Genomic DNA, 14,714 nt, shown 5'->3' with positions numbered 1-14,714 from the left:
GAACCCTGGGCGGTCCCCCCGGACCGTTCGCTCCTGGGCTCCCCCGAACCCCGGAACGTCTTTCCCCCGTGTTACCCCCGTGTGCGGTCCCCCCGGGCCGCTCGCTCCTGGGCTCCCCCGAGCCCTGGAACGTCTTCTCCCCCTGTGGATCCCCGAGCGGCTCGGCCGGTCAGCTGGCGGGCTCGGAGTCGTTGTGCCAGTTGTCCGGCTTCGTCTCGGTGCCACCGTCGCCGAGGAGGACGTCCGGGATCGGCTCCGTGGTGCTGTCGTTGTGCCAGTTGTCCGGCTTGACGATGGGGCCGTCGTTCTTGGGCTTCGGGATCTCGGTGGTCATATGGACTCCCCAGGTTTTGTCTGTCCTGTGTTGAACCCGCCCGGTGGCGACCCCCGTGCGCCACCGGGCGGGTGGCTCGTGCGATGAATGGAATCCTGGCATCCCGCGATAATCAACCGATAAACGAGCACGTTGCTCGCGGCGACCTGCGGTTATATGGCGACCGCGGGCGTCTGCCGGTCGTCGATGAGGCCGCGGACCTCGTCCGCCTCGGGGGAGTTGAGGGCGGTGAAGATGCCCAGGGCGTCGTGCCAGCAGGCACGGGCGCGGATGCTCTGGTCGAAGCCGGCGAGGGCCCGGCCGAGGACCGTCAGGGCGTTGGCCGTGCGCCATTCGCCGCCCACCTCGCGCAGGATGACGAGCGCCTGCTCGGCGTGGGACGCCGACTGGCGCCACTGGCCGCCCGCCAGGTGGACCTTGGCGAGCCGGAAGAGCGTCATGCCCTCCCAGAAGCGCTGCCGCGCCTCACGGAAGATGCCCAGCGCCTCGGTCAGGCACGCGGTCGCCTCGTCGAGCCGGTCGGTCGCGGTCAGGGCGATGCCCATGGCGTACAGGCCGTTGCCGAGCCGGAATCCGGCGCCCAGGCCGCGGTAGATCGCCACCACCTGCTGGGTGGCCGACACCGCGGCGTCCGTGTCGCCCAGCTCCAGCTGGGCCCGGGAGAGGTTGCTGAGCGCGGCGGCCTCGCCGTGCCGGTTGCCGTCCTCGCGGAACGCCTCCAGCGCGTTGCTGTGGTACTCGGCGCACTCGTGGAAGCGGCGGCTCTGCAGAGCTATCCCGCCGCGCAGGTTGAGGGCGTAGCTGCGGGTCAGCGGGTCCTCGGCGGCCAGGCCGACGATGAAGGAGCGCTGCGCCTCCCGATCGGCGGCCACGAACTGCCCCGACAGCCGGTGGAGCTGGCCGAGCAGCACGCGGGCCCGGCCCTCGACCAGGTGCTCGGCGCAGTCGCCCGCCGTCCGCACCAGCGCCTGCACCCCCTGCTCGTACTGGCGGGCGTAGACACCCGACTCCATGAGGTCCTGCGCCGCCCACAGCAGGTCGACCGCGCGGCGCATCGGGCCCTCGCAGCCGCCGCCCGCGGCCTGCTGCACGGCGGCGAGCAGGCCCTGGGCCTCGGAGAACAGCCATTCCAGGGCCTCTTCGCGGGTGCCGAAGGCCAGCCCTGCGTGTTCGGTGGGGGCGAGGTGGTCCAGGACGCGGTCGCCGGGGTTCTCCAGCTCGTAGGCGCACGCGGCGGAGGAGAGGTAGAAGTCGAGCAGCCGGGACAGCGCCCGGCAGCGGGCCTCGTCGGTCTCGTCGCGGTCGGCGCACTCGCGCGCGTACAGCCGCAGCAGGTCGTGGAAGCGGTAGCGGGCCGGGGCGGCGGACTCGATCAGGCTGATGTCGACGAGGGCTTCGAGCAGCTCCTCGGTCGAGTACGGGTCCATGTCCAGCACGGCGGCGGCCGCGTCCAGCGAGATGTCCGGGCCGTCGGGGAGCGACAGCAGGCGGAAGGCACGGGCCTGCGCCGGTTCGAGCTGGCCGTAGCCGAGTTCGAAGGTGGCCTTGACGGCCAGGTCGCCGGCGCGCAGCTCGTCCAGCCGGCGGCGCTGGTCGGCGAGCTTGCGGGCCAGGACGGCGACGGTCCACGTCCGGCGGGCGGCCAGCCGGGAGGCGGCGATGCGGATGGCGAGCGGCAGGAAGCCGCAGGCGGCGACGACGTCCAGGGCGGACTGCCGCTCGCTGGTGACGCGCTCCTCCCCCACGATCTTGGTGAAGAGGTGCAGCGCCTCCTCGGGGCTCATCACGTCCAGGTCGACGAGGTGGGCGCCCGCGAGGTCCACCATCCGGACCCGGCTGGTGATCAGCGCGGCGCAGCCGGGCGTGCCCGGCAGCAGCGGCCGGACCTGGGCGGCGTCATGCGCGTTGTCGAGCAGCGCCAGCACCCGGCGGCCGTCCAGGGTGGAGCGGTAGAGCGCGGCGCGGTCGGCGAGCGAGTCCGGGATCGCGCCGTCGGACAGGCCCAGCGCCCGCAGGAACGAGCCGAGGACGGCCTCGGGTTCCGCGGGCCTGGCATCGGTGCCCTGGAGGTCGACGTAGAGCTGGCCGTCGGGGAACGCGTCACGGGCGGCGTGCGCGACGTGGACGGCGAGGGTGGTCTTGCCGACCCCACCGATTCCGGCCAGCGCGGAGACGGCCATGACGTCCTTCTCCGCCTCGGTGAGCTGAGCCCCCAGCTCGCGGACGAAGGCGGCGCGGCCGGTGAAGTCGGCGACGGTGGCCGGGAGCTGGGCGGGCCGGACGACCTCGGCGGTGTGGCCGCCGGAGCCGTTCGGGGCGGCCAGGCCGGGGTCGGCCTCCAGGATCCGCTGGTGCAGCTCGCTGAGTTCGGCGCACGGGTCGACGCCCAGCTCGTCGGCGAGCAGCCGTCTGGTGTCGGCATAGACACCGAGCGCCTCGGCCTGCCGGCCGCTGCGGTACAGGGCGAGCATCAGCAGGCAGCGCAGCCGCTCGCGCAGCGGGTGTTCGGCGGAGAGCGCGGTCAGTTCGGAGACGGCCTCGGCGTGCGCGGCCAGCTCCAGGTCGAGCTCCAGCCGGGTCTCGGTGACGGTCAGCCGCCACTCCTCCAGCCGGGTGCGCTGGGCCTCCGCGTACGGGCCCGGCAGACCCGCCAGCGGCTCGCCGTTCCACATCCCCAGTACCGTGGCGAGCAGTTCGCGGGCGCGCGCCGGGTCGCCGGCCCCGCGGGCCTTCTCGGCCTCGGCGGCGAGCCGCTCCGCGGCGGCGAAGTCCAGCCCGTCCGGCGCCACATGCAGGGCGTATCCACCGGATTCGGTGACGAGCGCGTCGGCGCCGAGCGCCTTGCGCAGCCGGAAGGCGTACGAGCGCAGGGCAGCCAGCGCGGTGGTGGGCGCCGTCTCGCCCCACAGGGCGTCGAGGAGTTCCGACGCGGTCGCGGTCCGGCCGCCGCGCAGCAGCAGCGCGGCGAGCAGGGCGCGCTGCTGCGGGGAGCCGGTGACGATCGGCTGCTCGTCGCGCCATGCCCGTACCGGACCGAGAACTGCGAACCGCAGGCCCTGGTCGGGCCCTGTCGCGCTGTCCATGCTGCCCCCTGAGGCGTGCCGGCCGATGCGGTGTCAATCGGCGCGACGCGCGTATATCTATCGTTCATCGCGTACCGGAACAGTGTCCGCATGACGGGTGGGGCCAATCACTCAGCCCGCCGTCCCGTGCCAGTTTGCCGTGTCGGAGGGCCGGGGTCACCCCGTGCTAGCACCCGACCCGGCGTTACGGGGAAAGTTGTGCTGAATTTGAGGTTCCGTCTGTGTGTGACCGCGGATTGTGCTGTGTGCATTTCGGTGGTGCCCGTGTGTTTTCTGGTGCGAGGGAGGTGAGAGGTCAGTCATGTGTTCACGATGCGTACCGGTGGCGGTGACGAGAAGCGGCTCCGGATCAGGTTCCGGGACCGGATCCGGTGCGGGCGGCGGTTCAGGGCCGGGCTCGGGCTCGGGGTCGAATTCCGGCCACGGTTCAAAGTCCGGATCTCGCCCCCGGACCGGAACCAGAAGCCTGACGGCCGTCGACCGGCTGCCCGGACCGTGGCTGCGCCGCAGGGCCGCGTGGGCCCCCCAGTCGGTGCCGGCGCTGCCGTTCCCCGACGGCGACTCGACGGGGACCGCCGGCTGCAACTACCGGGAGTTGGACCGCCGGGCGCGGGCGGTGGCCGCGCGCCTCGGGCAGTTGATGCCGCCCGGCAGCCGGGTGCTGCTCGCCTACCCGGAGGGCGCCGACCTCGCGGGGGCGTTCTTCGGCTGCCTCTACGCGGGGATGACGGCGATACCGCTCGTGCTGCCCGCGCCGGGGGTGACGTCGGCGGTGGGCCGCTGCGTCGACCACTGCGCGCCGGCGGCGGTGCTGACGGGCGGCGACGGCTGGACCGCGCTGGCGGTGGACCGCACCCGCACGCAGGTGGTGGAGGCGGACGGCACCCTCGTCGGCGGTGAGCCGGTGTGGCGGCTGGCGGAGAGCTGGCGCCCGGTGGGCGTCCTGCGCACCGCGCCGGGCTACCAGCGCTACCTGGACGACGGCCCGGCCGGCGGCCGGCTGGAGCCCGCGATGGGGCACGGGGACCTCGCGGACGTGGTGGCGGAGCTGGCCCAGGCGGTACGGCTGGGCACCGAGGAGGAGAACGTGGGGTGGATCGCGGCGGTGCACGGGCTGGAGGACGCGGTGTGGCGCATCCTGCTGCCGACGCATGTGGCGCTGTAGGGGACACGTCGGTGCGCGGCGGTGCTTGAGCGCACGGCGTTGTGTGCGGGCACGGCGGTGCGTGAGAGCACGGCGGCGCGCTGGCCCCTGCGGCGCGTGAGCGGCGCCCCCATGTCCCTGCTGGACGTGAGCGGCGCCCCGGTCCCCGCGGGGCGGGAGGTGGCGCCCCGATCCCCGCGGGGCGGGAGGTGGCGCCCCGATCCCCGCTGGGCGGGAGGTGGCGCCCCGATCCCCGCTGGGTGTGCGCGGCGCCCCGCTGCCGCCCCGCTACCGCCTCGCCGCCCGCAGTTCCGCCTTCATCACCTTGCCGCTCGCGTTCCGCGGGAGTTCCGCCAGGAAGTGGACCTCCCTCGGCACCTTGTAGTTGGCCATCTCCCGGCGCGACCAGGCGATCAGGTCGTCGGCCGAGAGGGTGGAGTCGGGGCGGCGGATGACGTACGCCTTGCCGACCTCGCCCAGGCGGGGGTCGGGGACGCCGATGACGGCGGCGTCGGTGACGTCGGGGTGGTGGCGCAGGGCCTGCTCTATCTCGGCGGGGTACGCGTTGAAGCCGCCGACGATGAACATGTCCTTGATGCGGTCGGTGATGCGCAGGTTGCCGTCGGCGTCCATGACGCCGACGTCGCCGGTGTGCAGCCAGCCGTCCGCGTCGATGGCGCGGGCCGTCTCCTCCGGGTCCTCGAAATAGCCGCGCATGACGTTGTAGCCGCGGACCAGGACCTCGCCGGGCTCGCCCGGCCCCGCGGACAGGACGCGCACCTCGGTGTCCGGGATCGCGCGGCCCGAGGTGGAGGCGATGACCTCCGCCGGGTCGCCCCGGCGGCACATCGTGACCGTGCCGCCGGCCTCCGTCAGGCCGTACGCCGTGAGGACGGTCGCGATCTTCAGCTCGGAGCGCAGCCGCTCGACGAGTTCGAGGGGGACGACGGCCGCGCCGGTGACGACCAGGCGCAGCGCGCTCAGGTCGTGCTTGGCGCGGGCCGGGTGGTCGAGGATCGACTGGTGGAGGGTGGGCGGGCCGGGGAGGACGCTGATGCGCTCGGCGGCGATGTTGGCGAGCGCGGTGTCGACGTCGAAGACCGGCTGCGGCACCATCGTGGCGCCGCGCATGAGGCAGGCGATGATGCCCGCCTTGTAGCCGAACGTGTGGAAGAACGGGTTGACGATCAGGTAGCGGTCGCCCTCGGTCAGGCCCGCCAGTTCGCTCCAGACGCCGTAGACGCGCAGCGTCTGGGCGTGCGTGATGACGGCGCCCTTGGGGTGGCCCGTGGTCCCCGAGGTGAACGTGATGTCCGAGGGGTCGTCGGGGCGCAGCGAGTCCGCCCGGCGGCGTACCGCCTCGCGCGAGACCGCCTCGCCGCCCGCCAGGAAGTCCCGCCACGTCCGGTATCCCTCGGGCGCGGTGTCGGAGAGCACGACGACGTCGCGCAGGTGCGGCAGCTCGGCGTCGGCGCGGCGCAGCGAGGCGACGTACGACGTCCCGAGGAAGGTGCCCGTGACGAAGAGCAGCTTGGCGCGGGTGCGCTGCAGGACGTAGGCCGCCTCGGCGCCCTTGAAGCGGGTGTTCAGCGGGACGAGGACGCCGCCCGCCGACACCGCGCCGAGCGCCGCGACGATCCAGTCGAGCGTGTTGGGCGCCCAGACGGCGACCCGGTCGCCCGCCTCGACGCCGGCCGCGATCGTGGCGGCGGCGGCCCGTTCGACGCGTTCGCCCAGCTCCGCGTAGCTGACGCGGGTCCGGCCGTCCACGACGGCCTCGCGGTCGCCGTACTGCCGCACCGCCGCTCGTACCAACTCCGGGATGCTGCCCCAGTCCAGGTCACCGCGCATGATGCTTCCCTCCGCCACCGACCCACAACTACCCCGCCACCTGCTACCTGACTGTCCGTCAGATTAGCGGTACTCTGACTGGCTGTCAGCAGTGATGACCATGCCGGGAGGTGTCCGTGAGCGCTGCCCTGAAGGACGCGACAGCGATCGTGGGAATAGGCCAGACCCCGTTCGCCAAGAACCTTGTGGAGTCCGAACGCACCCTGGCCTGCCGCGCGATCATCGCCGCGCTCGACGACGCCGGCATCACGCCCGCCGAGGTCGACGGCTTCGCCTCCTACACGATGGAGGAGACCGACGAGGTCGAGGTGGCGAAGTCCATCGGCGCCGGTGACGTCACCTTCTTCTCCAAGGTCGGGTACGGCGGCGGCGGGTCCTGCGCGACCGTGGCGCACCTCGCGGCGGCCGTCGCCACCGGCCAGGCGACCGTCGGGGTGGCCTGGCGGTCGCGCAAGCGCGGCAGCGGCAAGCGCCCCTGGACCAACACGGCCGTCCAGCTCCCCACCCCCGGCCAGTGGACGCGCCCTTTCGGGCTGCTGCGCCCCGCCGACGAGATCGGGCTGCTCGCCCGCCGCTACATGCACGAGTTCGGCGCGACCCGCGACCACCTGTTCAACGTCGCCCTCGCCTGCCGCAACCGCGCCAACCAGAACCCCGCCGCGATGATGTACGAGCGCCCGCTGACCCGCGAGATGTACATGACGTCCCGCTGGATCAGTGAACCGCTCTGCCTCTTCGACAACTGCCTGGAGACCGACGGAGCACTGGCCTGCGTCATCGTCAGCGCCGAGCGCGCCCGCGACTGCCGGCGCAAGCCCGTCTACGTGCACTCCGCCGCCCAGGGGCTGCCCGCCCAGCACCACGGCATGGTCAACTACTGGAACGACGACCCGCTGACCGGCCCGTCCTGGGCCACCGCGCGCCACCTGTGGAAGAACTCCGACCTCACCCCCGACGACGTCGACGTCGCCCAGATCTACGACGCGTTCACCCCGCTCATCCCGCTCTCGCTGGAGGGGTACGGGTTCTGCGGGCGCGGCGAGGGCGCCGCGTTCACCGAGGGCGGCGCGCTGGAGATCGGCGGCCGGCTCCCCATCAACACCGGCGGCGGCGGCCTCAGCGAGGCGTACGTCCACGGCTTCAACCTCATCAACGAGGGCGTCAAGCAACTGCGCGGCGACTCCACCGCCCAGGTCCCCGACGCAGCGACCTGCCTGGTCACGGCGGGCGAGGGCGTACCGACATCCGCGCTGCTGCTGCGAAGCTGAGGAGCTGAACGCCATGAACGCCATGAACGCCATGAACGCTGCGAACGCTGCGAACGCTGCGAACGCTGTGAACGCCGCCGACGGACTGCTGCTGCCCGTGGTCGACGACGACGGTGCGCCCTTCTGGCAGTACGCGCGCCGCGGGGAGCTGCGCGTCCAGGCGTGCGCCGCCTGCGGCGCCCTGCGCTTCCCGCCCCGCCCCTGCTGCCCGCACTGCCAGTCCTTCGACAGCGAGTGGCGGCGGATGAGCGGCCGCGGCCGCATCTGGTCGTACGTCTTCCCGCACCCGCCCCTGCTGCCCGCGTACGCGGCGCAGGCCCCGTACAACGCCATCGTCGTGGAGCTGCTGGACGCCCCGCAGATCCGCCTCGTCGGCAACCTCGTCGCCTCGGCCGACGCGCCGCTGGACTCCGTCGACCCGTCGCGGCTCCGCATCGGCGCCGGGGTGAAGGTCGTCTTCCACGCGATGGCCGACGGCGTCACCGTGCCGCGCTGGCTGCTGGAGCGGCCATGAGCGTCACGTGCGACATGCCCACGTCGAAGGACGGCGTCGCCGTCGTCACCTTGGACCGTCCGCAGCGCCACAACGCGATCGACCTGGACACCGTCGCCGAACTCACCGCCCTGTGGCACGAGTTCCGGATGGCGGACGACGTCCGCGCCATCGTCCTCACCGGCGCCGGCGACAAGGCGTTCTGCACCGGGATCGATCGTTCCGTCGACGTCCCGCAGCCGCCGTCCCCGTACTCGATCGACGATCCGCTGCTGCGGCTCGGACCCAAGTCCAACGACCTGTGGAAACCGGTCGTCGCGGCCGTCAACGGGATGGCCTGCGGGGGCGCCTTCTACCTGCTGGGCGAGGCCGAGTTCGTCATCGCCGCGGAGCACGCCACGTTCTTCGACCCGCACACGACGTACGGCATGGTCAGCGCCTACGAGTCCGTCCTCATGGCGCAGCGCATGCCGTACGGCGAGGTGATGCGGATGTCGCTGATGGGGACCGCGGAGCGGGTCGGCGCGCGACGGGCGTACGAGACCGGTCTCGTCTCCGAGGTCGTTCCGGCCGACGAACTGCTCGACGCGGCCCTGCGCGCCGCCGCCGTCATCGCCTCCTACCCGACGGAGGCGGTGCAGGGCACGGTCCGCGCCGTCTGGTCCGCCCGCGAGGCGGCCCGCGCGCACGCGCTGGCGCAGGCCCCGCACCTGATCGCCCTCGGGAACCTGCCGCCGGAGCGGCAGGCGGAGCTGTTCACCTCACGGGGCGGGGAGTTCCGGGTGCGCTGACCGATCCGTGGCTGGTCGGCGGCTCAGCCGGTGGTGCGGTTGGCACTGGTGACGACGCATTCGGCCCAGTCGCTCCTCTGGGCGGTGGCGTCCAGGGTCCCGGTGACGTCGACCGTCTTCGTCGAGCGGGCCTTCACGAGGGTGCGGGAGAGCTTGGAGGTGCCGACCTGCCCGCCCTGGACGTCGTTCAGGCGCACCACGGCGGTGAAGTAGTACGCCTTGGTGCCCCGGCTGTTGTCGATCCGCAGCTGCGACGTGGGCCGGGAGGGGTCGGCTCCGGAGCTCAGGCACCGCAGGACCGTCACCTGGTCGATCGCGGCGGGCTGCGACGTCGAGCTGGCCGAGCCCGAGGACGTCGGCGAGCTGGTGCCCCGGCGGTAGGTGGTGGTGGGGCGGGGGCTGTGGCTGGAGTCGTAGCTCGAACCGGAACCGGAACTCGAAGTGGAACCGGAGGACGACCCGGAGCTGGAACCGGAGCTTGAGCTGGAGCTGGAGGAGCTGCTGCTGTGGCTGCTGCTGCAACCGCCCCCCTTGTGACTCTTGCTCTTGCTCTTGCTCGAGCTGAAACCCGTGAGCGCGAGAACGACGACGGCGAGTACCGCGACAAGTCGCAGTTGGCGGAGCTGCATGGCTGACGATCCCCAGTCGTTGGCAGGAGCGCGTCAGGCTAGCAGCCTGGTGGCGGGGCCCCCGGCGCGAGTCGGCGTTCTGCGACAGACCTTCACACGGACCATCAGACGGACCTTCACGCGGACCTTCACGCCGGTCTTCACACCCGTGGCCGCCCCGCGTGGCGGCCTCACGCCGCCCGGCTTAGCGTGAAACGCATGGTGGCGCCGCAAGGGGACGAGGCACGATGATCCGCAACGCCTTCGGGTCCCTGATCGCCCTGCTGGGAGCGGCGGTCGCCGTCTGGAGCCCCTTCCGGGCCTGGTACGCCGGCCGGAACGGCACCGAGATCCGCGCGGAGGACCTCTTCGACGGGATCACCGCCGACCGGGCCGCCGTCATGGGCTCACTGTTCCTCCCCATGCTCTTCGCCGCGCTGATCGCGCTCCTCGGGATCCTGCTGCGCTCCCGGTTCCTCGTCGCGTGCTCGGGCGTCGTCGTCCTCGGCATCACCATCCTGTGGATGGTCCGCCAGGGGCTGTCCGCCGGCTCCCTCACGGCGGGAGGTGAGGGCCTCGGCATCGGCGTCGCCAACGCCCTCGGCGGCGGCGTCCTGCTCCTGATCGCGGCCGCCATGATGTCGGGCCGCCGCCACCACCGGCGGGCGAGGTACGGCCGCCGGGCGCGTCGGGAGGCGGAACCCGCGGTGCCCTTCGATCCCGTCGAACCCGTCGAACCCGTTGATCGTGTCGAGCCCGTCCATCGCGTCGAGCCCGTCGGGCTTCTCGATCACGTCGATCAGGTCGATCACGTACGCACCGTCGACCGCACGGCCACTTCCCCCACCTGGCCCCCGCCACCCGAGACCATCACCGGGACCGGGACCGGGGCCATCACCGGAACCGTCCCCCAGCCCGTGATCACCCCCGAGCCGGCCTGGACCCCGCCGAGCCGCCCGACCGAACCCCCCACCGTGCACGAACGCCCGCAGTAGCGGGCACGCCGAGGCGGGTTGAGGCCGTCGCGCCCCGGTGGCCGGGTCGTCACCGGTGGTCGTGCCGCCGGTCGCCGCGCCGCCCCGTACTAGGGCCGCCGCGCGGCGGCGCCCGTGCCCTTCACCGCGTCCAGGGCGTAGACGCAGCGGTCCTTGCTGCAGGCGTACACGACACCGTCCGCCGCCACCGGCGACCCCGTGATCTCGCCGCCCGTTTCGAGCTTCCAGCGGAGCTGGCCGCCCCCGGCGTCCACCGTGTAGAGGCAGTGGTCCTTGGAGCCGAAGTGGACGCGGCCGTCCGCGACGACCGGCGATCCGACGATCTCGCCCTGTGCCGCGAAGCGCCACTTCGGATTGCCGGTGACGGCGTCGAGCGTGTAGAGCGCGCTGCCCGCGCCCAGCAGCACGTCGCCGCCGGCGACGAGCACCGGTTCGAGGGACTGCCGGGGCTCTGTCGCGACGCGCCAGCGGTCGCGGCCGCTGTGCGCGTCGAGGGCGTAGACCGTGCCGAGGTGGTCGGCGATGTAGACGCCGCCGCCCGCGGCGCTCGCGCCCGGGACGTGGGCGGGCGGACCGAACATGACGGCGGGGGCGTCGAAGCGCCAGCGCTCCGCGCCCGACCTGGCGTCGAGGGCGAGCACCCGCGTGCCGGCGGTGACGTAGACGATGCCGTCGGCCACGACCGGCCGCGTCGGGACGCTGCCGGTCGCGCCGGGGACGCCCGACGCACCGACCGGGTAGGACCAGCGCTCGGCGCCGGACCCGGCGTCGACGGCGTACAGCCGGCCGCCGCCCTGGAAGTACACCGTGCCGCCGGCGATCGACGGCCCGGACTCGGGGGACTCGAACTCCGTCTGCGCACCGCCCCGCTCCCAGCGCAGCAGGCCGCGGTCGGCGTCCCAGGCCTGGACGCCGCCGCCGCGCGTGCCCGTGACGACGGTGCCGTGTTCGGCGCGCAGCGAGTAGATCCATCCCTCGACGCCGGTGCGCCAGAGGTCGCCGCCGTCGACCGTGTCGAGGGCGTAGAGGCTGGGTCCGTCGGAGGCGTGGATACGGCCGTCGGCGACGGCCATCGTCCAGGCGACGTCGCGGGTCTTGAACTGCCGCCGCCCGCTGGCGATGTCGAGCGCGTGCACCTCGAAGGAGGTGACGTAGAGGCGGCCGTCGGAGACGACGGGCGTGCCCCACACGTCGTTGGACATGCGGAAGCGCCAGGGCCGCCACTCCCCCGCCGGAGTCGCCGGCTGGGGCTGCACGGGAAGCGCGCCGGGGCCGTTGGCCCGGTGCGCGCCACCGCGCCGCACCCAGTCCGTGCCGGGGGCGCCGTTCGGCGGCTGCGCCTTGTGGTCGGCGTCCGCGACGCGCAGGCCCGGCCCTATCGGGGCGGAGCCGGCCAGCCGGACGGGCCCGTGGGTGTGCGGCTCGGGCGCGGCGGCGCCGCGTCCACCGACCGGCGCGTTGGCACGACCGGCAGCGTTCGCCCCGCCAGGACCGTTCAGCCCGCCAGGACCGTTCAGCCCGCCGGGGCCGCCCGGCCCGGCCGGGTTGTTGAAGCCGTCGGGACCGTTGAAGCCACCGGCACCGCCCTGACGGCCGCCCGCCCCGCCATGCCGGCCGTGCCCGACCGGGTCGGGGGTGCGCGGCGGCGCCGACGGCGGCGGGGGCAGCGGCGGTGCGGTCCTGGCGTTGACGGCGACGGCCGGCCGGCCGCTGCGCCGCTGCTCTATCAGCGCGACCGCCCCGGGCGGCAGCCACGCGGACGCCGTGCCGGTGTCGTCGCTGCCGGTGGAGAAGAGGTGCGGGGCGAGCTGCGCCTGCAGCTCGGCGGGCGTGGGCCGCTGATCGGCCTCCATCCGCATGCAGGACTCGATGAGCGGCCGCAGCTCGCTGGGCAGACCCGCCAGGTCCGGACCCTCGCGGAGCAGCATGAAGACCGTCTCGACGGGGTTCGCGCCGTGGAAGGGGGCGTGCCCCGTCGCGGCGAACACCAGCGTCGAGCCGAGGGAGAAGATGTCGCTGGCGCCGCGCACGCTGCGCGAGTCGCGGGCCTGCTCGGGCGACATGTAGGCGGGCGTGCCGACGGCGACGTTCGTCATGGTCAGCCGGGTGTTGGACACCCCGCTGGCGATACCGAAGTCGATCACCCGGGGCCCGTCCTCCACGACCAGGACGTTGGACGGCTTCATGTCGCGGTGCACGAGGCCCGCGCCGTGGATCGACTGGAGCGCCTCGGCGACGCCGGCGGCGAGCCAGCGGACGGCCTGGGCGGGCATCGGCCCGGCCTCGTTGATGATCTCTTCGAGGGAGGGGGCGGGAACGTAGGCCGTGGCCAGCCACGGAACGGCCGCGCGGGCGTCCGCGTCCACGACGGCGGCCGTGTAGAAGCCGCTGACCGCGCGGGCCGCCTCGACCTCACGGCTGAAACGGACCCGGAACAGCTGGTCCTCGGCGAGCTCGGCGCGCACCGTCTTGATCGCGACCCGGCGGCCGGAGGCCGACCTTGCGAGATAGACCAGCCCCATGCCGCCGGCACCGAGCCGGGCCAGCACCTCGAAAGGGCCGATCCGTCGCGGGTCGTGCTGCGTCAGCTGCTCCACCACTGCCCGTCCCTCCCCGTGGGGTGTTCCCCATATGAAAGCTGATTCTTCCTGGCGAAGGGTCCGGTTGCGAACCCGGGGGCGTAACGACACGACATCTGTCGATTCTGTCGGTACCGACCCCGGGTTCTGTCAGGTGTGGACGGACGGCTGACCGGAGCCGGACGGGACCCGGAACGGGCCAGGGCCAGGGCCCGAACCAGGCCAAATCCGGACTCCGGAGGTGGTGGGCGGGGTGCGGCCCGAATCCTTGGCGGGACCGGGCCCACGGGTTCACGAATCGACGGGGAACGATGTCGGGACGGCGTGTCGCGCGGCGCCGGAGGCCGTACACATACCGCAAGTGGCCCTTACCGGTAGATAGCTGACTTATAGGTCGATTGCGGGCCGGTTATGGGGCGGTTACGGGGCGACTCTTGAGCCGCCCCGATCTCTGCCCACAGAAGTTATCCACAGGCTGTTGATAAGATGATTCGCTCGAATGGTGGACAGGAACCGATCCTGTTCGGCTCTCCGGCCCACCGCTCCGTCGGGCCGAAGGCGGTCGGCAGCGGCGGCGCCGCGAATAGTACTGACGGCCGGTTATCCGCCGGAATACGAGCGGAAAGCCGACGGAAAGCGTGCGGACAAACGCTCTGCGTATCGCTACCGACACGGTCGGGAGCGCACCCGCACACACCCGGAAACCGGCCGACCCCATTTGCAGGAGGCCGAATCGCGCGCTGATCACCCGCCGGTAAACTGACGGCATGACAGGACAAGTTCGCACCGTCGACGGCCGTGTTGCCGGTCGTCGAGGACAGGCGACGCGGCAGAAGCTGCTCGACTGCCTCGGCGAGATGCTCAGCACGTCGCCGTACCGGGACGTCAAGGTCATTGACGTGGCCCGGATGGCGGGCACCTCCCCCGCAACGTTCTACCAGTACTTCCCCGACGTCGAGGGCGCGGTCCTCGAACTCGCCGAGGAAATGGCCAAGGAAGGAGCGAGCCTCACCGACCTGGTCGCGGGACGCTCCTGGATCGGCAAGTCCGGCGCCCTCGCGGCGGAGGAACTGGTCGACGGCTTCCTCTCCTTCTGGCGGAAGAACGACGCGATTCTGCGCGTCGTCGACCTCGGGGCGGCGGAAGGGGACAAGCGGTTCTACAAGATCCGCATGAAGATCCTGAACGCCGTCACCAACTCGCTCACGGATTCCATCAAGGATCTCCAGAGCAAGAACAAGGTGGACAAGGAGGTCAGTCCGGCCGCGATGGCCGGCTCGCTGGTCGCCATGCTGGCCGCCGTCGCCTCGCACCAGAAGGGGTTCACCAGCTGGGGCGTGAAACAGGCCGAGTTGAAGCCGAACCTCGCACTGCTCGTCCACCTCGGCGTCACCGGGAAGAAGCCCGCCAAGTAACTCGTCGGGCCCAAGTGGCCCGTGTGGCGCGCCCTTTCCGTGTGTCCGTCCGTCCTGCCACATCGCTTCGCGCCCTACGCGGGCGCCGTCCGGTCCTCGGGGGAGGTAGCCGGTACGGCGCCCGCGTTCTCGTGCGCGGGGCCTTCTCGTGCG

11 protein-coding genes are annotated in these 14,714 nt (G+C 72.7%); 6 read left to right on the top strand and 5 right to left on the bottom strand.

Annotated features, from left to right (window positions below):
• Positions 1-169: 169 nt before the first annotated feature.
• Together ABZ721_RS01065 and ABZ721_RS01060 are read right to left on the bottom strand one after the other, a co-directional pair.
• Positions 170-334, bottom strand: coding sequence for a hypothetical protein (locus tag ABZ721_RS01065; protein WP_358786409.1), 165 nt, complete (start codon positions 332-334; stop codon positions 170-172).
• A 152-nt stretch (positions 335-486) separates the two neighbouring features.
• Entirely contained in the window at positions 487-3,417 is a 2,931-nt protein-coding gene (locus ABZ721_RS01060) for a BTAD domain-containing putative transcriptional regulator (protein ID WP_358786408.1), read from the bottom strand.
• 532 nt (positions 3,418-3,949) lie between these two features.
• On the opposite strand from ABZ721_RS01060, the gene ABZ721_RS01055 reads away from it, so the two are divergent.
• Positions 3,950-4,582, top strand: a complete 633-nt coding sequence (locus ABZ721_RS01055) for an AMP-binding protein (protein WP_358786407.1) — start codon at positions 3,950-3,952, stop codon at positions 4,580-4,582.
• Positions 4,583-4,849: 267 nt separating this feature from the next.
• On the opposite strand, the gene ABZ721_RS01050 is transcribed toward ABZ721_RS01055, so the two are convergent.
• The gene (locus ABZ721_RS01050; RefSeq protein ID WP_358786406.1) at positions 4,850-6,412 is read right to left on the bottom strand and encodes a FadD3 family acyl-CoA ligase; all 1,563 of its coding nucleotides are present in this window, start codon (positions 6,410-6,412) and stop codon (positions 4,850-4,852) included.
• A 116-nt stretch (positions 6,413-6,528) separates the two neighbouring features.
• On the opposite strand from ABZ721_RS01050, the gene ABZ721_RS01045 reads away from it, so the two are divergent.
• The 3 genes from ABZ721_RS01045 to ABZ721_RS01035 are packed head-to-tail and all read left to right on the top strand — an operon-like array spanning position 6,529 to position 8,964.
• Positions 6,529-7,680, top strand: a complete 1,152-nt coding sequence (locus ABZ721_RS01045) for a lipid-transfer protein (RefSeq protein ID WP_358786405.1) — start codon at positions 6,529-6,531, stop codon at positions 7,678-7,680.
• A gap of 22 nt (positions 7,681-7,702) precedes the next feature.
• Complete coding sequence (locus ABZ721_RS01040; protein ID WP_358786635.1) at positions 7,703-8,194, top strand: OB-fold domain-containing protein; 492 nt, start codon at positions 7,703-7,705, stop codon at positions 8,192-8,194.
• A complete protein-coding gene (locus tag ABZ721_RS01035) occupies positions 8,191-8,964 on the top strand; it encodes an enoyl-CoA hydratase/isomerase family protein (protein ID WP_358786404.1) in 774 nt (257 codons plus the stop codon). Before ABZ721_RS01040 ends, ABZ721_RS01035 begins: the two co-directional genes overlap by 4 nt.
• A 23-nt stretch (positions 8,965-8,987) precedes the next feature.
• Here the strand turns inward: ABZ721_RS01035 and ABZ721_RS01030 are convergent, their stop codons facing one another.
• On the bottom strand, positions 8,988-9,269 hold the full coding sequence (locus ABZ721_RS01030; protein ID WP_358786403.1) for a hypothetical protein: 282 nt from the start codon (positions 9,267-9,269) through the stop codon (positions 8,988-8,990).
• 551 nt (positions 9,270-9,820) lie between these two features.
• On the opposite strand from ABZ721_RS01030, the gene ABZ721_RS01025 reads away from it, so the two are divergent.
• Positions 9,821-10,567 carry a hypothetical protein gene (locus tag ABZ721_RS01025; RefSeq protein ID WP_358786402.1) on the top strand — a complete coding sequence of 249 codons (747 nt, stop codon included), beginning with the start codon at positions 9,821-9,823 and terminating at the stop codon, positions 10,565-10,567.
• 89 nt (positions 10,568-10,656) lie between these two features.
• On the opposite strand, the gene ABZ721_RS01020 is transcribed toward ABZ721_RS01025, so the two are convergent.
• The gene (locus tag ABZ721_RS01020; protein WP_358786401.1) at positions 10,657-13,167 is read right to left on the bottom strand and encodes a PQQ-binding-like beta-propeller repeat protein; all 2,511 of its coding nucleotides are present in this window, start codon (positions 13,165-13,167) and stop codon (positions 10,657-10,659) included.
• 746 nt (positions 13,168-13,913) lie between these two features.
• On the opposite strand from ABZ721_RS01020, the gene ABZ721_RS01015 reads away from it, so the two are divergent.
• On the top strand, positions 13,914-14,561 hold the full coding sequence (locus tag ABZ721_RS01015) for a TetR family transcriptional regulator (protein WP_269269672.1): 648 nt from the start codon (positions 13,914-13,916) through the stop codon (positions 14,559-14,561).
• Positions 14,562-14,714: the final 153 nt, after the last annotated feature.

It is taken from the genome of Streptomyces sp. NPDC006733 (assembly GCF_040636125.1).
Taxonomy (GTDB): Bacteria; Actinomycetota; Actinomycetes; order Streptomycetales; family Streptomycetaceae; genus Actinacidiphila.
The sequence above is the reverse complement of the archived record's forward strand: the minus strand, read 5'-3'. Positions and strand labels throughout refer to the sequence as shown.